The organism is Achromobacter sp. HZ34 (assembly GCF_002209485.1).
Classification (GTDB): domain Bacteria; phylum Pseudomonadota; class Gammaproteobacteria; order Burkholderiales; family Burkholderiaceae_B; genus Bordetella_C.
The window spans coordinates 1-19,770 of record NZ_NJIX01000003.1; the positions used below are offsets into that span (position 1 = coordinate 1).

At 66.5% G+C, this 19,770-nt stretch carries 18 protein-coding genes; 10 read left to right on the forward strand and 8 right to left on the reverse strand.

Features of this window, described 5'->3' with window-relative positions; all coding sequences use genetic code 11:
- Positions 1–280 precede the first annotated feature (280 nt).
- Together CEY05_RS12170 and CEY05_RS12175 are read left to right on the forward strand one after the other, a co-directional pair.
- Entirely contained in the window at positions 281–988 is a 708-nt protein-coding gene (locus tag CEY05_RS12170) for a response regulator (protein ID WP_057656245.1), read from the forward strand.
- Positions 989–1,081: 93 nt separating this feature from the next.
- Positions 1,082–2,821 (forward strand): HAMP domain-containing sensor histidine kinase, encoded by a 1,740-nt coding sequence (locus CEY05_RS12175; protein WP_233161497.1) that lies wholly within the window; start codon positions 1,082–1,084, stop codon positions 2,819–2,821.
- A 73-nt stretch (positions 2,822–2,894) separates the two neighbouring features.
- Here the strand turns inward: CEY05_RS12175 and CEY05_RS12180 are convergent, their stop codons facing one another.
- Together CEY05_RS12180 and CEY05_RS12185 are read right to left on the reverse strand one after the other, a co-directional pair.
- Complete coding sequence (locus CEY05_RS12180) at positions 2,895–3,959, reverse strand: cytochrome d ubiquinol oxidase subunit II (protein WP_088598616.1); 1,065 nt, start codon at positions 3,957–3,959, stop codon at positions 2,895–2,897.
- Positions 3,956–5,299 carry a cytochrome ubiquinol oxidase subunit I gene (locus CEY05_RS12185; protein ID WP_088598617.1) on the reverse strand — a complete coding sequence of 448 codons (1,344 nt, stop codon included), beginning with the start codon at positions 5,297–5,299 and terminating at the stop codon, positions 3,956–3,958. Before CEY05_RS12185 ends, CEY05_RS12180 begins: the two co-directional genes overlap by 4 nt.
- A 127-nt stretch (positions 5,300–5,426) precedes the next feature.
- Between CEY05_RS12185 and CEY05_RS12190 the strand changes: the two genes are divergently transcribed.
- A complete protein-coding gene (locus CEY05_RS12190) occupies positions 5,427–7,193 on the forward strand; it encodes a glutamine--tRNA ligase/YqeY domain fusion protein (RefSeq protein WP_088598618.1) in 1,767 nt (588 codons plus the stop codon).
- A gap of 134 nt (positions 7,194–7,327) precedes the next feature.
- Here CEY05_RS12190 and CEY05_RS12195 read toward each other — a convergent pair whose 3' ends face one another.
- On the reverse strand, positions 7,328–7,594 hold the full coding sequence (locus CEY05_RS12195; protein WP_088598619.1) for a hypothetical protein: 267 nt from the start codon (positions 7,592–7,594) through the stop codon (positions 7,328–7,330).
- A 221-nt stretch (positions 7,595–7,815) separates the two neighbouring features.
- On the opposite strand from CEY05_RS12195, the gene minC reads away from it, so the two are divergent.
- The 3 genes from minC to minE all read left to right on the forward strand — a co-directional run bounded on the left by minC (position 7,816) and on the right by minE (position 10,141).
- A complete protein-coding gene (minC, locus tag CEY05_RS12200) occupies positions 7,816–8,919 on the forward strand; it encodes a septum site-determining protein MinC (protein ID WP_088598620.1) in 1,104 nt (367 codons plus the stop codon).
- A gap of 145 nt (positions 8,920–9,064) precedes the next feature.
- Positions 9,065–9,880: a septum site-determining protein MinD gene (minD, locus tag CEY05_RS12205; protein ID WP_088598621.1), complete on the forward strand. Its 816-nt coding sequence runs from the start codon at positions 9,065–9,067 to the stop codon at positions 9,878–9,880.
- A gap of 3 nt (positions 9,881–9,883) precedes the next feature.
- Positions 9,884–10,141 carry a cell division topological specificity factor MinE gene (gene minE, locus CEY05_RS12210; protein ID WP_088598622.1) on the forward strand — a complete coding sequence of 86 codons (258 nt, stop codon included), beginning with the start codon at positions 9,884–9,886 and terminating at the stop codon, positions 10,139–10,141.
- Positions 10,142–10,195: 54 nt separating this feature from the next.
- Here the strand turns inward: minE and ettA are convergent, their stop codons facing one another.
- Positions 10,196–11,869: an energy-dependent translational throttle protein EttA gene (gene ettA / locus CEY05_RS12215; RefSeq protein WP_088598623.1), complete on the reverse strand. Its 1,674-nt coding sequence runs from the start codon at positions 11,867–11,869 to the stop codon at positions 10,196–10,198.
- Positions 11,870–12,065: 196 nt separating this feature from the next.
- On the opposite strand from ettA, the gene CEY05_RS12220 reads away from it, so the two are divergent.
- From CEY05_RS12220 to CEY05_RS12235, 4 genes are all read left to right on the forward strand, one after another.
- Entirely contained in the window at positions 12,066–12,584 is a 519-nt protein-coding gene (locus tag CEY05_RS12220) for a hypothetical protein (protein ID WP_088598624.1), read from the forward strand.
- Positions 12,585–12,650: 66 nt separating this feature from the next.
- Positions 12,651–13,796 carry an ABC transporter substrate-binding protein gene (locus CEY05_RS12225; RefSeq protein WP_088598625.1) on the forward strand — a complete coding sequence of 382 codons (1,146 nt, stop codon included), beginning with the start codon at positions 12,651–12,653 and terminating at the stop codon, positions 13,794–13,796.
- Positions 13,793–15,655, forward strand: a complete 1,863-nt coding sequence (locus CEY05_RS12230; RefSeq protein ID WP_233161498.1) for an ATP-binding cassette domain-containing protein — start codon at positions 13,793–13,795, stop codon at positions 15,653–15,655. The genes CEY05_RS12225 and CEY05_RS12230 overlap by 4 nt, the downstream gene beginning before the upstream one ends.
- Before the next feature lie 216 nt (positions 15,656–15,871).
- The gene (locus CEY05_RS12235) at positions 15,872–16,804 is read left to right on the forward strand and encodes a LysR family transcriptional regulator (RefSeq protein WP_088598626.1); all 933 of its coding nucleotides are present in this window, start codon (positions 15,872–15,874) and stop codon (positions 16,802–16,804) included.
- A 207-nt stretch (positions 16,805–17,011) separates the two neighbouring features.
- Here the strand turns inward: CEY05_RS12235 and CEY05_RS31920 are convergent, their stop codons facing one another.
- From CEY05_RS31920 to CEY05_RS12250, 4 genes are all read right to left on the reverse strand, one after another.
- Positions 17,012–17,140, reverse strand: coding sequence for a hypothetical protein (locus CEY05_RS31920; RefSeq protein WP_255361982.1), 129 nt, complete (start codon positions 17,138–17,140; stop codon positions 17,012–17,014).
- 171 nt (positions 17,141–17,311) lie between these two features.
- The gene (locus CEY05_RS12240) at positions 17,312–18,238 is read right to left on the reverse strand and encodes a sugar kinase (protein ID WP_088598627.1); all 927 of its coding nucleotides are present in this window, start codon (positions 18,236–18,238) and stop codon (positions 17,312–17,314) included.
- Entirely contained in the window at positions 18,231–18,884 is a 654-nt protein-coding gene (locus CEY05_RS12245) for a bifunctional 4-hydroxy-2-oxoglutarate aldolase/2-dehydro-3-deoxy-phosphogluconate aldolase (protein ID WP_088598628.1), read from the reverse strand. Before CEY05_RS12245 ends, CEY05_RS12240 begins: the two co-directional genes overlap by 8 nt.
- A gap of 81 nt (positions 18,885–18,965) precedes the next feature.
- Positions 18,966–19,718, reverse strand: coding sequence for an IclR family transcriptional regulator (locus CEY05_RS12250; protein ID WP_088599182.1), 753 nt, complete (start codon positions 19,716–19,718; stop codon positions 18,966–18,968).
- Positions 19,719–19,770: the final 52 nt, after the last annotated feature.

Sequence of the window (19,770 nt, forward strand, 5' to 3'; positions counted from 1 at the left end):
CGGGGCCGGGGGCCGGGGCCGGGGCCGGGGGCTGAGCCGGGCCGGGGGCTGAGCCGGGCCGGGGCTGAGCCGGGCCGGGGCCGAGGCCGGGCCGGGCCGGGTCGGGGCCGAGGCTGGGCCGAGGCTGGGCCGGGTCAGGGCCGGCAGGCGAAGGCCGGGGCAAAATGGCGGACCGCACGGGGTGGCGTCTAAGCGAGGTTGATCCCGCTCCGGCCGGCGTATATTTCAATCGATTTCCTGCCCCTTGCGTGCGCGGCAGGACCATAACAATATGAGCGCCATGGATACGTCTACCCCCCACACCAAGCTGCTGGTCGTCGACGACGACCCTGCCCTGCGCCAATTGCTGGCGGATTATCTGAACCGGCACGGTTACGACACCCTGCTGGCGCCGGATGCCAGCGACCTGGCCGCGCGGATCGCGCGCTACGCGCCCGACCTGCTGGTGCTGGACCGCATGATGCCCGGCGGCGATGGCGCCGATGCCTGTCGCCGCCTGCGCGAACAGGGCGAAGACATCCCGGTGATCCTGCTGACCGCCCGCGACGAAGCGGTGGATCGCATCATCGGCCTGGAAGCCGGTGCCGACGACTACCTGGGCAAGCCCTTCGACCCCCGCGAACTGCTGGCGCGCATCGAAGCCGTGCTGCGCCGCAAGCGCGGCCCCTCGGCCCTGACGCGTGACGCGCCGGTGACCTTCGGCCCCTTCACCTTCGACCCGTCCACCCGCCAACTGCTGCGGGAGGAAACCGTGGTCAAGCTGACCGGCGGCGAAATCAATCTGCTGGAAGCCCTGGTGCGCAATGCCGGCAAGCCCCTGTCGCGCGAACGCCTGCTGGCCCTGGCGCGCGACGACGATGCCGGCGAACGCAACGACCGCGCCATCGATATCGCCATCCTGCGCCTGCGCCGCGCCATCGAGGACGACCCCAAACAGCCCCGCTGGATCCAGACGGTCTGGGGCATAGGTTATCGTTTCTCGCCCTGACCAGCACAGGCCCTCTCGCCCCGGCCAGCGCAGGCATTTTCGCCCTGGCCGGCGTGGTCCACGACTGCCAAATCCGCCAACCCGACCCGATAAATGTCCTTTTCGTTCCGCAAGCTGTTGCCCCGCTCCCTGCGCGCGCGCCTGGTGCTGCTGGTGCTCGGCTGCGTGCTGCTGGCGCAGGCCTCCACCCTGGTCATCGGCGCCCATTATCGCGACCGCTATCTCGAAGACGTCGCGCTGGACTACATCGCCACCACCATCCGTACCCTGCGCGCGGCGCTCTCGGAGATTCCGGCTGAAGACCGCTCGGACTTCGTGCGCGATGCCTCGCAAGGCCAATGGCATCTGTGGGCCCGTACCCTGCCAGCCGAAGCGCAGATTCAACGCTTCAACTGGGGCGGACTGCCCCCACCGCCGCCGTCCCCTCCCCCGATGGCCAATCCGCAGAACATGCCGAACGCCAACGGCCTGCCCGGCACCGGCAGCGGCAACGGGCCCGGACGCGGCGGCCCCGGCGGACCCAGCGACAGCACAAACCTTGGACGCCCCGGAAGCCCGGGCGCCACTACTGGCTCTGGCCGCAACGGCGGCCCGGTCGATACGAATGGTCCCGGACGCAGCGGTGGCCCAGGCGATGCAAATGGTCCCGGACGCAGCGGTAGCCTGGGCGGTCCGGGAGGTCCCAACGGCCCCAGCGGCAGCCAAGGTTCACGCCCTGGCGCGGACGAACGAGGCGGCGGCCGCGACCGCTTCTACGACCGCCGCGGCGGCCCCGAAGACGACACCCGCAAGGACCTGCGCGAACTCGTGCGCCAGCTCAACCGGCGCTTGAACGACGGCACCCGCGTGGCCCTGTCGCGCGGCCCCACACCCGAAGTCTTCATCTCCCTGGCCAACAATCCCAGCAGCGAAGATGCGCCGCGCCTGCGCGAATGGCTGGTCATCCCCGTCGATCGCCTGGATCCTCCCGCCCCCACGCCCTTGATCGTCGCCTGGCTGGGCGGCCTGGGCGTGGTGCTGCTGCTGGCGGCCGGTTTTTCCTGGACCATCACCCGCCCCATCACCCGCCTGGCCCATGCCGCGGATCAATTGGCAGCGGGGCAGCCGCAACGCGTGACGCCGTCCGGGCCGCATGAGACCCGCGTGCTGGGCGAACGCTTCAACGCCATGCTGGACGCCCTGGCCGAATCGGAATCGGTACGCCGCACCCTGCTGGCCGGCCTGCCGCACGACCTGAAAGGGCCCTTGTCCCGCATGTGGCTGCGCATCGAAATGGCCGACGATCCCGTGCTGAAGGACGGGCTGCGCAAGGACCTGCAGGATATGCAGCACATGGTCGACCAGTTCATCGGCTTCGTGCGCGGTACGGATCCGGCCGGCTACCGCTACGCGCCCATCCCCTTCGCGGAATGGGTGGTCGAGCGAGTGCATAACTGGGAAGGCGCCGGTTCACCGGTGCATCTGACCATGGCGCCGGACACTGTCATGACGCTGCAAGGCGATGCCGTAGCGCTGGCGCGGCTGCTGGACAACCTGATCAGCAATGCCCTGCATCACGGCGCGCCGCCGGTGGAAGTGACCTTGGCGGCACGCGCGGGCCAGGCCATCCTGACCGTCGCCGACCACGGCCCGGGCATCCCGGCGGAGCGGCGGGCGGAAGCCTTGCGTCCCTTCGCCCGGCTGGACGATGCCCGCACGCGCTCCGGCAATGTGGGTCTGGGCCTGGCACTGGCCGATGCCATCACGCGCGCGCACGGCGGCACGCTGACGCTGGGCGCGGCCCCCTGGGGTGGCCTGAGCGTTGAAATCGCCCTGCCCCTGCAGGCAGGTTGACCGTCTCCTGCCGCTAGAACCGGGCTGATTATTGTCTGGGACGGGGCCGGGGCCCTGCCCACCAGGTTGACCGCTACCGGTCGCCGCCCGGCAAGGCCAGCCGTGGCGGCTTCTCCTTGCCGAACACCGAGCGGTACGCCAGGATGTTGAACACCAGGATCAGCGGAATTGCCACCACGGCGCCCGCCAGCACCAGGCGCAAGGAGCCGGGCGCGGCGGCGCCGTCCCAGATCGTCATATCGTCCAGGATCAGATAGGGAAACAGGCTGTAGGCCAGGCCGCCCATCATCAGCAGGAACAGGCCCACGCACAGCACGAAGGGCACCCAGCTGAAGCGCTCTGCCCGCGTCGGCAGGCGCGCCAGGACCATCTCCGTCATCACGAATCCCAGCAGCATGGCGCCCCAGGTGGTGACAGCGGGCCCCAGGTGCGCCAGATTGCTCCATTTATAGAAGATGCCGGCGTTGGCCAGCCCCAGCGTGACCGCGATCGCGACCATGCCCGCGGCCGTCCAGCGGATGGCGTGGCGCGCCCAGTTCACGGCGCGGCGCTGCAAATCGCCTTCGACCCGCATCACCAGCCAGGTCGACCCCAGCAACACATAACCCGCCACCGCGCACAGCCCGACGAACACGGAAAAGAAGGTATAGCCCGGCAGGCCCTGGTAATTGGTGGCGATGCGCCCCAGCACCATGCCCTGGCCGAACGCCGTCATCAGGGAACCTATCCAGAAGGCGAACAGCCAGCGCGGCTTGTGCTCGTTGCGGGCGCGGAAGCGGAATTCAAATGACACGCTGCGCAGCACCGCACCCAGCAGCAACAGGGTCAAGGGCGTATAGAGTTGCCCCAACACCACGCCCCAGGCAAAGGGAAAGGCGGCGGCGAACAGCCCGACGCCCAGCAACATCCAGAACTCGTTGGCATCGCGCCAGGGACTGAGCAGCGTCATCATGCGGCCGCGCTCCGACGCCGGCGCCAACTGCAGCAGGATGCCCACGCCCAGGTCGAAGCCATCGAGCACGGTACCGGCCACGACCAGGACGAAAAGCATGGCCATGAAGGCCAGGGGCATCCAGAAGCCGGGGTCGTCCGGACTCAGCCCCAGCGAAGCGGCAAGCGAAGTAAAAGCGGCGATCATGCGGCGGCCCTGGCGAATTTGCGCACGGGCACCACGCCGTAGCGCGCGGCGTGGAACAACATGCCGACGAAGGCCCACAGCAGCAGGCCATAAAGCAGGATATAACCCACGGTGCCGTACATGAGGCCGCGCCCGGTGGCTGCCCCCAGGACTTCGGTCTGCGTGACGGCGCCGTTGACGATGAAGGGCTGCAGGCCGGCCAGCGTCAGTACCCACCCCGCGAGCAGCACAATGCCGCCGGAAAACGTCAGCGCGCTGAGCACGCGCAACCACCCGCGCGACAGCACGGCGGGATCGAGCCCGCGCTTGCGCAGGCGCAGCAAGGTGACCCAGGCAGCCACGAACATCAGCGCCCACATGACCACCATGATGCGCAAGGACCAGAAAGTGATCGCCACCGGCGGCTGCATGCCGGAAAAATTCTCCAGTGCCAGCAGCTTGCCGTTGACGTTGCGGCCCAGCCAGCGTTGCGCGGCACCCGTGATCGACACGCTGGCCAGATTGCTGCCGGTTTCGGCATCGGGCCAGGCGAACAGGACCAGGTCGGGGCTGTCGCCGTCGTGCCAGAAAGCGGCCGCGGCAGCGGCCTTGGCGGGCTGGTAATGGGCAATCATCTGGCCCGCCTTCAGGCCGGCCGGCGCCAGGGCGACGATGGCCAGGCACGCGATCACCAGCGCCGCGCGAAAGCCCAGGCGTTCACCGTCATCCAGCGGCCGGCGCAAGGCCTGCCAGGCGGTGATGCCCATGATCATGAAACAGACGGTCAGCGCCGCGAGCAGCAGGTTGATGCCCACTGTCAATTTCAGTGAGGGATTGATCAACACCGCCATCCAGTCGAACACCTGATAGCGCCCGTCCAGCGCCACGGCGCCATCGGGGGTCTGCATCCAGGACACCAGCGCCAGCACGAAGAAGACGGCCACCAGTTGCCCCAGGGCGACCATGAACACCGCCAGGGTGTGGACCCACTCGGGCACGCGGCGCTGGCCGAACAGCATGACGCCAAGAAAGCAGGACTTCAGCGCGAATACCGACAGCACCGCGAAACCCAGCAAAGGGCCGGCGACATTGCCGATGCGGTCCATCAGGCCGGACCAGATGGTGCCAAGCTGCACCAGCACCGGCACGGCGGCGGCCAGGGTCAACACGAAAGCCAGGGCGAAGATGCGCACCCAGAACCGGTAGGCGGCGGTCCAACCGGCATTGCCGCTGAAGCGGGCTTTCAGCTTGAAATACAGCAACAGCCACGAAAGGGCCAGGCCCAGCGCCACGAAAAACGCCAGGAAACCAAGGCAGACGGTGAATTGCACCCGGCCCAGAAGTAAAGGGGGAAGGATCATGATGCGCGCTAGTGTAGAGCGACTTGCCGTATTCGGTGCGTAAAGTACCGGTTTCTACCCGTTTCACAGACCTTGCCGGCGCGGACGTGGCAAAATCGTCCCTTTACCGCTGCCCCGACGTAACAGCATGACGACCGCTCCGACGACTCCCGCCGCTCCGAATTTCCTGCGCCACATCATTGAAGCCGACCTCAAGGCGGACCGTTTCCAGGCCAAGCGCTGGGCCGGCGTGCCCGGCCCGGCCAGCGTGCAGGCCGGCGGCCAGCCGGATCCGGCCCGCATCCGCACCCGCTTCCCGCCCGAACCCAACGGCTATCTGCACATCGGCCATGCCAAGAGCATCTGCCTGAATTTCGGCCTGGCGCGCGACTACGGCGGCACCTGCCACCTGCGCTTCGACGACACCAATCCGGAAAAGGAGGACCAGGAGTACGTCGACGCCATCATCGACGCGGTGCACTGGCTGGGTTTCGACTGGAAAAGCGCCGAGGGCGCCGAGCAGCTGTATTTCGCCAGCGACTACTTCGACTACATGTACGACTTCGCCCAGGCCCTGATCAAGGCCGGCCATGCGTACGTCGACCAGCAGAGCGCCGAGGAAATCCGCGCCAACCGCGGCACGCTCACGGAACCCGGCACCAATTCGCGCTGGCGCGACCGCCCCGCGCAGGAGTCGCTGGACCTGCTGGCGGAAATGCGCGACGGCAAGCATCCGGATGGCAGCCTGGTGCTGCGCGCCCGCATCGACATGGCCTCGCCCAACATCAACCTGCGCGATCCCGTCCTGTACCGCGTGCGCCACGCCATCCATCACCGCACCGGCGACAAGTGGTGCATCTATCCCATGTACAGCTGGGCCCATCCGGTTGAAGACGCGCTGGAAGGCATCACCCACAGCATCTGCACGCTGGAATTCGAGGATCAGCGCCCCTTCTACGACTGGACGCTGACACGCCTGGCCGAACTGGGCAAGCTGGCGCAGCCGCTGCCGCACCAATATGAATTCGCCCGCCTGAACATCAGCTACATCGTCACCAGCAAGCGCAAGCTGCTGCAACTGGTGCGCGAAGGCTATGTGGACGGCTGGGACGACCCGCGCATGCCCACGCTGTTCGGCATGCGCCGGCGCGGCTATCCCGCCTCGGCCATCCGGCTGTTCTGCGACCGCACGGGCGTGTCGAAATCCGATTCGCGTATCGACTACAGCCTGCTGGAAGCGGCAGTGCGCGACGAACTGGATCCCGTGGCGCCCCGCTCGGTGGCCGTGCTGCAGCCGCTCAAGCTGGTCATCACCAATTACCCCGAAGCCCAGGTCGAGACCTGCACGGCGCCGCGCAATCCGCACGATCCGTCGCAAGGCTTGCGCGAATTCCCCCTGTCGCGCGAATTGTGGATCGAGCAGGACGACTTCCGTGAAGAGCCGCCGAAGAAATACTTCCGCCTGTTCCCCGGCAACCTGGTGCGCCTGAAGTACGGCTACGTCGTGCGCTGTACGGGCTGCGTCAAGGATGCCGACGGCAATGTGGTGGAAGTGCATGCCGAATACCTGCCGGAAACGCGCAGCGGCACGCCGGGCGCGGACAGCGTCAAGGTCAAGGGCAACATCACCTGGATCAGCGCGGCGCATGCCGTTTCCGCGCAGATCCATCTGTACGACCGCCTGTTCGCCGATCCGCATCCGGATGGCGGCGACAAGGACTTCCTGGCCGCGCTGAATCCCGACTCGCGCCGTACGGTGCAAGCCTGGATCGAGCCGAATACGGACCTGGCCTCCGGCGCCACGTGGCAGTTCGAACGCCTGGGCTATTTCGTCGCGGACAGCCGCACGTCCACGCCGCAAGCCCCCGTGCTCAATCGCGTGGTGACGTTGAAGGATTCGTGGGGCCAGGGCTAAGAGGACACTGCGCCGGCCGATGGCCGGCGGCTGGCCCTATCGCAAGCCACCTTTCGCGTCAGCAAGGGCAGGGCTAACCTGTTCCAGCCCTGACGCCCAGTGGCAAACGCGGGGACAGGCCCGAGCCGGGCATATCAAGGCGCCGGATCGTCGTCGTCCGGATCATCCAGGGGCGGCGCTGCCGTGCCGCGGCGCGGCAACATGCCGCCCTTTTCCGCATCCGCCAAAGGCCGGTGGCGCTCCAATGAGGGCGCAGGCGGGTCGGACCGCGCGTGCGCGTCGGGATCCGGTTCGGGCAAGGCGCTGGCTTCATCGTCATAGCCTTTTTCGCGAGCGCGCAGATCTTCTTCTTCCTGGCCGCTGAGGCCGGTCGGGCGTTGCGGTGGGTTGGGGTGAGACATGGAGGACTCCTCGCGGTGAGTGCTGGTGAACCAATTCCAACAATAAACGAACGGAACCCGCCCCATTCGCGGATTACGTAGCTCCTCGCAATACGTAGCTCCTCCTTACACCGCGATCCAAGCGCGCCGAAATGCGCAAACTATTCGATGACCGAGGGGGGCCTCGGTTATCATTCCTCGCTATTCCGCAACCGGAGTCCCCTAGTCCGGGCTCCAACCAAATGAATAGCGCAACCCTAGCCCTAGATTTCAAGAGCGCCACGCTGTATGCCGTGCGCGTCGTCCTGCACAATGCCGACCTGGCGCAACTGACCGCCGCGCTGGACAAGCGCATGGCCGACGCCGGCAGCTTCTTCGAAAACGAGCCCGTCGTCATCGACGCCAGCCGCGTGGAAACCCCCGTGGACTGGGCCGCCCTGGTGACCGCCCTGCGCGGCCACAAGCTGCCTCCCATCGGCGTCGTGGCCGAAGGCGACAACCTGCGCGCCGCGCTCGCCGCGGGCCTGGCGGCCGTCGAACTGTCCACGCCGCCGCCCCGTGCGCCGCAGCAGGCCGACGCGGGCGGCGCACCGCCCCCCATGCCCACCCAGCCCGCGGCCGACCTGGTGGCCGCGCCCGAGCCCACCGCCACGCCCGCCGAAGCCGAGACCGCCGCCAAGGTGATCAGCGGCACCGGGACGGCGGCCGCCGGCGCCGCGCCCATTTCCAGCGCTGCCGACGGCAAGGCCGAGGTGGCCAAGGAAGACGCAGCCAAGACGAACGGGGCCGGAACCGGCGCTGGTGACAAAAATGGTGGCAAAAACGGTGGCAACGGCGGCGCCAATGCCGGCCAGCGCAACGGCAAGCCTGCCGAAGGTGCCGGCGCGAGGAACGGCAATGGTGGCAATGCCGCCGGCCTGCCCGCCGCGCCCGCCCGCCAGCCCATTCCGGAACGCGCCGCGCGCAGCACCACGTCGGCCGCCGCGCCGACCGCCACCGATCCGCAATCGTCGTCGGCGCTGGTCATCACGCGGCCGCTGCGTTCCGGCCAGCGCGTCTACGCGCGCCATTCGGACCTGGTGGTGATCGGCATGGTCAGCCAGGGTGCCGAAGTGATCGCCGATGGCAATGTACACGTCTACGGCCCCCTGCGTGGCAAGGCCATGGCGGGCGCGCGCGGTGATACGACGGCACGCATTTTCACGACGCACCTGGATGCCGAACTGCTGGCCGTGGCCGGCGTCTATCGCGTCATCGAAGACAAGCTGGACGCCACGCTGCACGGCAAGCCGGCGCTGGTCAGGCTGGAAGGGGACACCCTGCGGCTGGAAGCCTTGAAATCCTAGTGCACGCAGCAATTCGAATAACCGATCACTACTGATCAAATAACCGATCCATATAACTTGTAAGAAGCATGCACTACCCGCAAGGTCGTCGGCTTTTTTGCATTACGATACTGCGATTTGTTCCGAACATAAGGGCTATTGAGTCATGACGCGTATAGTTGTGGTCACTTCCGGCAAGGGCGGGGTAGGCAAGACGACCACCAGCGCCAGCTTTTCATCGGGGCTTGCCATGCGCGGGCACAAAACCGCGGTGATCGACTTCGACGTCGGCCTACGTAACCTGGACCTGATCATGGGCTGCGAACGCCGCGTGGTCTATGACTTCGTCAACGTCATCCAGGGCGAAGCCACGCTGAAGCAGGCCTTGATCAAGGACAAGCAACTCGACAACCTGTTCGTGCTACCCGCCTCGCAAACGCGCGACAAGGATGCGCTGACGCAGGAAGGCGTGGGTAAGGTGATCGACGACCTGAAGGAAATGGGTTTCGACTACGTGGTCTGCGACTCGCCCGCCGGCATCGAGACCGGCGCGCTGCTGGCTGCCTATTACGCCGACGACGCCCTGGTGGTGACCAACCCGGAAGTGTCGTCGGTACGCGACTCCGACCGCATCCTTGGCATTCTGGCCGCCAAATCGCGCCGCGCGGTGCAAGGTGACGAGCCGGTCAAGGAATATCTGCTGCTGACCCGCTACAACCCCAAGCGGGTTTCCGATGGCGAAATGCTTTCGCTGCGCGATATCGAAGATATCCTGCGCATAAAGCTGATCGGCGTCATCCCCGAATCGGAATCGGTGCTGCAGGCGTCCAACCAGGGCCTGCCCGCCATTCACTTGAATGCCACCGACGTGTCCGAAGCCTACAAGGACGTCGTGGCGCGGTACTTGGGCGAAGAAAAAGAGCTGCGTTTCACCGAATACAGCAAGCCGGGCTTCCTCAAGCGCATTTTCGGAGGAAAGTAAGCAATGTCCCTGTTGTCGTTTCTGCTCGGTCAAAAGAAAAACACGGCAAGCGTTGCCAAGGAACGCTTGCAGATCATCCTGGCCCACGAGCGCTCCGGCCGCGATGGCTCATCGCCCGACTACCTTCCGCAATTGCAGAAGGAGCTGATCGCTGTTATTTCCAAGTACGTGAAGATCAATCCGGACGACATCAAGGTGAACCTGGAGCGCCAGGACACCCTGGAGATCCTGGAAGTGAAGATCGAGATGCCCCAGCCCTGACGGGGACCTCGAAACAAAAGGCCCCTCACGGGGCCTTTTGTTTGCCTGCAAGCCTTATTTCAAGGCCTTGTAGCGCAGACGCTTGGGCTTGGCGCCTTCTTCGCCCAGGCGGCGCTTCTTGTCCTCTTCGTACTCCTGGTAGTTGCCGTCGAAGAACACCACTTCCGAATCGCCCTCGAAGGCCAGGATGTGCGTGGCGATACGATCCAGGAACCAGCGATCGTGGCTGATCACCAGCACGCAACCCGGGAATTCGAGCAGCGCGTCTTCCAGCGCGCGCAAGGTTTCCACGTCGAGGTCGTTGGACGGTTCGTCCAGCAGCAGCACATTGCCGCCGGCAATCAGCGTCTTGGCCATGTGCAGACGGCCGCGTTCACCGCCCGACAGCTGGCCCACCACCTTGTTCTGGTCGCCGCCCTTGAAGTTGAAACGGCCCAGGTACGCGCGCGAGCCCATTTCGAACTTGCCCACCGTCAGGATGTCGGCGCCGTCGGCCACCGCGTCGAACACGGTCTTGCCGTCTTCCAGCGCGTCGCGCGACTGGTCGACATAAGCCAGCTTGACGGTCTGGCCTATCGCCACTTCGCCCGAATCCGGCTGCTCGCGGCCGGCAATCATGCGGAACAGCGTCGACTTGCCAGCGCCGTTGGGACCGATGATGCCGACGATGGCGCCGGGCGGCACACGGAAGCTGAGGTTGTCGATCAGCAAACGATCGCCGTAGGCCTTGCTGACGTTCTTGAACTCGATGACCTCATTGCCCAGGCGCTCGCCCACGGGAATGAAGATTTCCTGGGTCTCGTTGCGCTTCTGGTATTCGTAGGAGGACAGTTCCTCGAAACGCGCCATGCGCGCCTTGGCCTTGGCCTGGCGTCCCTTGGGATTCTGGCGTACCCACTCCAGTTCTTTCTTGATGGTCTTCTGGCGCGCCGATTCGGACGACTCTTCCTGCTTCAGGCGGTCTTCCTTCTGTTCCAGCCAGGAACTGTAGTTGCCCTTCCAGGGAATGCCGTAACCGCGATCCAGTTCCAGGATCCATTCGGCGGCATTGTCGAGGAAGTAGCGATCGTGGGTCACGCCCACCACGGTGCCGGGGAATTTCTGCAGGAAGTGCTCCAGCCATTCGACGCTTTCCGCATCCAGGTGGTTGGTCGGCTCGTCCAGCAGCAGCATGTCGGGCTTGGACAGCAGCAGGCGGCACAGGGCCACGCGGCGCTTTTCACCGCCGGACAGCTTGTCGACCTTGGCGTCCCAGGGCGGCAGGCGCAGCGCATCGGCGGCGATTTCCATCTGGTGCTCGATGTCGTCGGAGCCGCTGGAAGCGGCCGCCGCGATGATGGCTTCCAGCTCGGCCTGCTCGGCAGCCAGCTTGTCGAAGTCGGCATCCGGCTCGGCGTAGGCCGCGTACACCTCATCCAGGCGCTTGCGGGCGGTGACCACCGCGCCCAGGCCCTCTTCGACCGATTCGCGCACGGTGTGCTCGGGATTGAGCTGCGGCTCCTGCGGCAGGTAGCCGATGTTCAGGCCGGGCATGGGAACTGCCTCGCCTTCGATTTCCTTGTCGACGCCGGCCATGATCTTCAGCAGGGTCGATTTACCGGACCCGTTCAGGCCAAGCACGCCGATTTTGGCGCCGGGGAAGAACGACAGCGAGATATCGCGCAGGATCTGCCGCTTGGGCGGCACGATCTTGCCCACGCGATTCATGGTGTAGACGTATTGGGCCATGGATGTAGGGACGAGATGAGAGTCAAACCCCGATTGTAGCCAGCCTGCGCCCGATGCTGGCGATTGCGCTCCTTCCCCTGGGAGGACGACAATAAGACGATATTGCTTGCAAGCTACTTTCGTTATGCTTGTGCCCCAGCGTATGACTCCGCCAAACGGGCGGTTTCATCACGCAGATTTACCAGGAATCATTGCTATGTCCGCTTCAGCCACGCCCCCTGCATCCGTGTCCCGCTTCCAGACCGCGGAGCTGGATATGCTGGCCAAGACCGCCGATGCGCTCAGCGCTTATCTTGGCAAGCCCGTACTGGCTGAGGTCGACGCCACTGAGGAAGGCCTGGAATGGGTCACCTTCGGCATCCCTTTGGAGGAAAGCGCGGCCCACGATGGCGAAGACCCCGTGCGCGTGCAGATGGGCGGCCCCGGTTCGCGCCTGCTGGGCAATCGCGGCGGCCTCGATCACACTGACGAGGAGACGTTCGATTGCCTGTATCTGTGGGCCGTGCAGATCACCTTGACCGAAGGTGAGCGTTTCGTGAAGCTGGACCAGGATGGCGAGGAAGCCGCCTGGTCCGACGTCTTGATCGACGTGCTGCCCTTTGACCTGACGGACGAGGACCTTTCCGCGTTGGACGATGACGACGACGAGGATGATGACGATGACGACGAGGGCGAGCCAGGCCAGAGGATCGGCGATGGCGCGCACCGCCATTGACGCATCGCCTGAATCAAGACCGCCGCGACACGCCGTTATCAGTCCAATTCCCGGAGCCTCACCCCCATGCTGTTGAGAACCGTCGGCACGCTGTTGGCCGCCGCCCTGCTGACCGCCAGCCCCGCGCACGCCCAGATGAAAGTGGGCGTGATCACCTCGTCCACCGGCCCCACGGCCATGGTGGGCATCCCGCAGAAAAACACCGTTCCCCTGTTGCCGGCGAAGCTGGGCGACCTGACGGTGGATTACGTCATCCTGGATGACGCCAGCGACCCCGCGCAATCAGTGGCGGCGGTGCACAAGCTGATCGATGAGCAACACGTCGATGCCATCATCGGACCGCCCGGCACGCCCAATACGCTGGCAATGATTCCCTTCGCCGCCGAGGCCGGCGTGCCTTTGCTGGCGCCGGTGGGGTCGGCGGCCGTGGTCCAGCCCATGGATGCGCAGAAGAAATGGGTCTTCAAGACCACGCAGAACGATGACCTGATTGCCCAGGCGCTGGTCGGCCACATGGTGGCCAACGGCGTCAAGACGGTGGGCTTCATCGGCCTGGGCGATGCCTATGGCGAGAACTGGTACAAGGTGTTCAGCGCGCTGGCGGCGGATCACGGGCTGCGCATCGTGGCGCAGGAACGCTATCAACGCAACGACAGCTCGGTCACTGGCCAGGCCCTGAAAGTGCTTGCCGCGCGGCCCGACGCCGTCCTGGTTGCGGCCACCGGCGCAGCCGCGGTGCTACCCCAGGTCACCCTGGTGGACAAAGGCTACAAGGGACGGTTCTACCAGACCCATGGCGCCGCCCTGCCCGACTTTCTCAAGCTGGGCGGCAAGAAAGTGGAAGGCACGGTGCTGGCGGCCAGCCTGATGCTGGTACTGCCGGAGATTCCCGCCACGCATCCCTCCAAGGCCGTGGCGCAGCGCTATATCGCGGCTTACGAACAGCGCTACCAGACCCTGCCCGCCACCTTCGGCGCCAATGTCTACGATGCGGGCCTGCTGCTGCAGAACGCGGTGCCGCAGGCCGCACGCGCGGGCAAGCCGGGGACGCCGGCATTTCGTGGCGCGCTGCGCGATGCCCTGGAGCAGACCCATGACCTGGTCGGCACCCAGGGCGTGTACAACATGACGCCGCAGGATCACAGCGGCTTCGACACGCGCGGCCGCGAACTCATCGTGGTGCGCGACGGTACCTGGAAACGCCTGCCGTGAAAGGCCTCGCCGCCGCCAACAAATCGGCGGTGAGGCCGCGTTATCTGCTATTCGCTTCGCTGGCGTTGCTGGCGATCGCGCCCGCGCTGGTGCCGACGCGCTATGTGCTGCTGCTGGACCATATCGGCCTGGCGGCGCTGGTGGCGTTGGGCGTGGTGCTGCTCACCGGCATCGGCGGGCTGATCAGCCTGGCCCACGCCGGCTTCGTCGGAGTGGGCGCCTACGTCACGGCCATCCTGACGGCACAGGCGGGGGCGCTGCCCGGCGGGCTGGCGTGGCTGGGCGGATCGCCCTGGCTGGCGCTGCTGGCCGGCTTGCTGCTGACGCTGCTGCTGGCGGGCCTGCTGGGCTCGCTGACGGTGTGCCTGTCCAGCCCCTACCTGGCCATGTGCAGCATCGCGTGGGGCGTGGCGCTTCCCTATGCCTTCGGCATGTTGGGCGGACAGGACGGCATCGTGGGCATCCCGCCCATCCGCATCGCCGGCGTGGCGCTGGATACGGCCAGCCGCATGTATTACCTGATCTGGCTGGTGCTGCTGCTGGGCCTGTGGGTCCAGCGCAATCTGCTCGACTCACGCCAGGGCCGCGCCATGCGGGCGTTGCGCGGCGGGCGCCCCATGGCGGAGGCCATGGGCGTGGACAGCCGCTGGCTGCGTTTCGTGATCCTGCTCATCGCCGCCGCGCAGGCCTGCATCGCGGGCTGGCTGTATGCGCATCTGCAGCGCCATGTCGATCCCGCGCCCTTCAGCCTGCGCGCGGGCCTGGAATACCTGATCATGACCATCGTTGGCGGCTCTGCCCATGTCTGGGGGGCGTTGCTGGGCGCGGGGATCTTTACCGGGGCGGGACTATGGCTGCATGACATGCTGCCGCGCCTGCGGGAGCTGGCGTGGCTGCAGGGCGTGGGGGGCGGCTCCGGCGCCTATATCGGCTACGGCGGCCTGGAAATCATCGTGCTTGCCCTGGTTGCCTTGGTAGTGTTCCTGCGCTGGCGCGACGGATTGTGGCCCATGCTGGTGCGCCGCTTGCCGCTGCTACGCGAGGACGGCAAGGTGAATATGGCGGCGGAACCGCTGCCGCGCCGCCCCTTGCCGCCGCGCGGCGACATCATTTTGGAAGCCGTGCGGGTGACGCGCCGGTTTGGCGGGTTGCTGGCCAATCGCCAGATCGACCTTGCCATCGAAGCCGGCAGCATCTTGGCGCTGATCGGTCCGCCCGGCGCGGGCAAGAGCACGTTGCTCGATCTGCTGTCGGGCATCGAGGCACCGACCACCGGCGCGATCGTGTTCATGGGCGACTCGGTGGCGGGCTGCGGTGCCCGGCGGGTTGCCGCGCAGGGGATGAGCCGCAGCTTCCAGCAAGCCATGCTGCTGGGCGAGCGCAGCGTGCTGGACAACGCCGCGCTGGGCGCGCATCTGCGCGGCACGCATGGCATCGCCGCCTGCGCCTGCCATGCCGACCGGCGCGAGGAAGCCCGCCTGCTGGCCGAGACCACGCGCCAGCTGGAAAGGGTGGGCCTGGGCGATTGCCTGCACCTGCCCGCCGCCAGCTTGCCGCCCGGACGCCAGCGCCTGCTCGAAATCGCCCGGGCCCTGGCGGCGGATCCCTACCTGCTGCTGCTGGACGAACCGACGGCGGGCCTGCGGGCCGAGGAGAAACAAAGCCTGGCGGCATTGCTGGGCAAGCTGCGCGCCGACGGCATGTCCATACTGCTGGCCGACCACGACCGCGAATTCGTCATGATGCTGGCCGACCAGGTCCTGGTCATGGATGCCGGCGCCATCACCGCCCGCGGCACGCCCGCGGAGGTACGCCATCACCCGGCGCTCCTGGCCGCCTACACCAGCACGGTGCCATAGCGACAGCGGCACGCAGCAAGCGTCCCCACCACCCTGCCTCCCAGCGTGCGATAGAACTGACAGGGACGCTGGAGCCGCCCACCGCCTCAGCCTACGGAGCGATAGCCCAAGAAGGGGGCGATGGGGGTCACCCCCATAAAAAAACCTTCCCCGGTCACCAATCCTCCCTCCCGTCTGCTGCGCAGTAGAATGCGTGATCAATTTTCTGGACCGAGCATGGACGCCGCCCACGTTCAACTGAACGACATCGCCTTGTTCGTCGAAGTCGCCCGGCGCAAGAGCTTCAGCCTTGCCGCGCGCGCGCTCGACATGCCCACGTCGACGCTATCCCGCCGCATCAGCGAACTGGAGAAGGCCGTAGGCATGCGGCTGCTCAATCGCAATACGCGGCGCCTGGACCTGACCGATGCAGGCCAGGTGTATTTCGAGCGCTGCCAGAGCCTGGTGGACGAAGCCCGCTTCGCGCATGAGCAACTGGTGTCCATTTCCAGCCAGCCGCAGGGCAAGCTCATCGTCAGCATGCCGGACAGCCTGGCCTTGCTGTTGTTGTCGGATTCGCTGCAGGAATTCACCGACCTGTATCCCGAGCTGGAATGCGAACTCGACCTCAGCCTGCGCGCCGCCGACCCGCATGCCGCGCCCTTCGATGTGATGTTGCGCCTGGGCGAACCCAGCACGCCCAACAACGGCATGGAGGTGCGCGAACTGATCTCGCTGACGCGGCATCTGTACGCGTCGGACGAATACGTGGCACGCCACGGCGAACCTGCAACGCCGGCGGACCTGCGTGCGCATGAATGCCTGCGTGGCTATGCCAATGAAACCGCCTCTACGTGGCTGCTGACGCGCGACGGCACGCAGGAACGCATCGTCGTCGAAGGCCGCGTCACGGCCAACAACATGGGCATGCTGAGCGACTTCGTCAGCCTGGGCATGGGCATCGCCCCCCTGCCCGTCTATGCCGCCACCCAAGGCCGCATTTCGCGCGATCATTCCTTGCGCCGCGTCCTGCCCGAATGGTCGGCCGCCCCCATGCCCCTGTACGCCGTTTTCCCGTCGCGCATCATGCCGGCCAAGACCCGCGCCTTCATGGACTTCATCCTCCCGCGCCTGGAAGCCGCCAACGGCCAGGCGGCAGAGCAGGACTGAACTTCCGCGCCACGGCGGGAGCAGGCTGCACCCCAGCAGACTATTCAGGCCCGTCACCCGTATGAACTCACGGACGACGTCCAGCCTGGCTGCCGTCGTTGGGTGCCGATTCGTGAAGGTTCAAGCTTGAATGGCGTGGTGCTTCAGGCAGGCGCCAAAAACAAAAAAGGCCCCGGAGGGCCTTTTTTTGGATGAAACCAGGCGGGATTACACGCGCTTGATCTTTTCCAGCATCTTGAACACGCCCTTGGGCGAGTTGACGAACAGGCGCTTGAAGGCCTTGCCCAGGCAGCGGCGTTCGAGGGTGTTACGGCGGGTGCGTTTGCGTTCAGCCATGATGATTCTCCGATCAGCGATGGTCCACTGACGGACACATCAAGGGTAGCGAGCACATGAAGTGCGGAAAAAAGCCCGCGCAACGGCTGGAGGAAACCCAGGCTGGCGGCAACTTAGGAAAACCCGGCATTCTACCTGGATTTTGAAGAAGCTGCCTGGAAGCCTCCTGGACTAGCCCCCCGCCAGCAAAGCCCGCACCGCATCCGGCCGCGGCACCGGTTGCACGGCGCCATAACCCTGCGTCGACAAGGCCGCCGCCGCATTGGCGTAGCGCACCGCATCCGACCACTCATCGCCCTGGGCCCGGCGTGCCAGCAGGCAGCCCGCGAAGCAGTCGCCCGCACCGGTGGCATCCACCGACGCCACCCGCAGGCCGACGATGGGCCGGCGCTGCTCGCCATCGTCCAGCACCGCGCCAGACTTGCCCAGCTTCAGCACCACCACGCCCCGCGCGCCAGCCGCACGGATCCAGTCCAGCGTACGTGACGGATCCTCATGGCCGGTCAGGTGCATCATGTCGTCCATGCTGGGCAGGAACACATCGGCCAGGCCGATGGCTTCGCGCAGGATGGCGCGCGCCCGGTCCACCGGCCACAGACGCAGCCGCAGATTGGAGTCCAGGCAGACCTGCGTGCCCGCCGCGCGGGCCTGCGCGATCGCGGCAAACACCGTATCGCAGGCGTTGGCGCTGATGGCCAGGCTGATCCCCGAGACGTGCAGGAAACGCGCGCGCTGCACCAGTCCATGCGCCAGATCCGCCGGCTGCATGCGGCTGGCCGCCGAATCGTGCCGCATATAGCTGAATACATGCCCCTGCGGACCGTGCTGAACGAAGTACAGGCCGGTGTGCGCCTGCGCATCGACCAGGACGCCGCTGGTGTCGACCTGCTCCGCGCGCCACAGCGCCAGCAACTGCTCGCCAAACGCATCGGCGCCGACCCGCGTCAGGTACGCGCAGCGCGCCCCCTGGCGCGCCGCGGCGATCACCGCGTTGGAGGTATCGCCCCCGAAGCCCTGCAGGAACTCCGGCTGACCGGGGCGCGTCTGGTTGAACTCCAGCAAGGGCTCGCCCAGCGCGACGATGTCGAAATCAGCCATGGGCGGCCTCGCGCGTGCGCTGGATCTGCGCCACCAGCGCGGCCGTATCGCGCGCCTCGAAAGCGGCCTTGTCGTACAGATTGCTGCCAATACCGACCAGGCTGGCGCCCGCCTTGAAATACGCCCCCATGTTCTGTGCGGTAACGCCGCCCGTGGGGCAGAACACGCTGTCGGGAAACACCGACTTCAACGCCGCCAGGTGGCCCGGCCCGCCCGTCTCGGCGGGAAACACCTTGACCACGTCGGCACCGGCGCGGCGGGCCTGCACGACTTCGGTGGGCGTGAAGGCACCGGCCAGGCACAGCGCATCCGCGGCATGGGCCAGCGGCACCAGTTCCGGCAGCACGGCAGGCGACACCAGGAAATCGACGCCGGCCACCAGCGCGTCGCGCGCCTGGTCTTCTTCCAGTACCGTGCCCAGGCCCAGCAGCAATGTGGCGCCGTGCTTGTCGCGCAGGGCGCGCACCAGGTCGATGACATCGGGAATGGTCCAGGTCAGTTCCAGCGTGGTGCAACCGGCGGCGATCGCCACCTCGGCCGCATAAGCCGCGGTAGCGGCGTCGCCATAGCGCAGCACGGGCACCACGCGGGCACCCAGCAGGGTGGCGAGTTTGCGTTGGCGGATATCCAGGGTAGCGTCGCTCATAAGGTCTCGGAGATGGCAATGGAAGTGGATGGGAGCCGTCGCGACGGCCAGATTGTCTGCATATTCAAAGCCATGAGGGATTCAAGAAGCCTCATGCAAGGGCAGCGCCAGCCGGCGCCGCGCCATGTCGCGCAGGCGCAGCAGCGGCGCGACATAGCGCGCGGCCGGCACGCCCTGCTGCCGATAACTCAAGGTACTGACACTGACGCAAGCCAGCGGCCGGCCATCGGGCCCGGCAATGGCCACGCCGTAACAGACGATGCCGCGCTCGTTTTCCTCGTTGTCGATCGAATAGCCTTGCTCACGTATGCGCGCCAGTTCCTCGCGCAGCGCCGGCGGCCGGGTGATGGTGTTGGGCATGCAAGGCGTCAAGACCAGGGCATCGACCAATGAATCACTTGTGGAAAGCGGCAACGCCGCCATATACGCCTTGCCCGCGGCACTGCAGTGCAAGGCCAGGCGACCGCCCACCCGCGATGCCATGCGCACCGGCCCCTGGCTTTCCAGCTTGTCGATGTAGATCATCTCGTGGCCCGCAGGTACCGAAAGATGCACGGTTTCGCCGGTTTCATCGCGCAGTGCGCGCAGGTCGTCGGCCAGCGCGCTGCGCAGGTCCAGCTGGGACCAGGCGCGGCTGGCCAGCTGGATCAGGCGTGGGCCCAGGCGGTAGCGGCCAGGCACGCCGGCTGCAACCGGCGCTTCGGCCAGCATGCCCTGCTCGACCAGGGCGGCGACGATCCGGTAGACGGTAGGACGCGGATAGCCGCTGAGCCGCACCAGGTCGGCCATGGCGGGCGCCGCGGAGGCGTCGGCCACCACCTGCAGCACCGTCATGAATTTTGCAAAGGCGGCCGTGCCGGCCACGCCGGGCTTGTCCGTTGTGGCC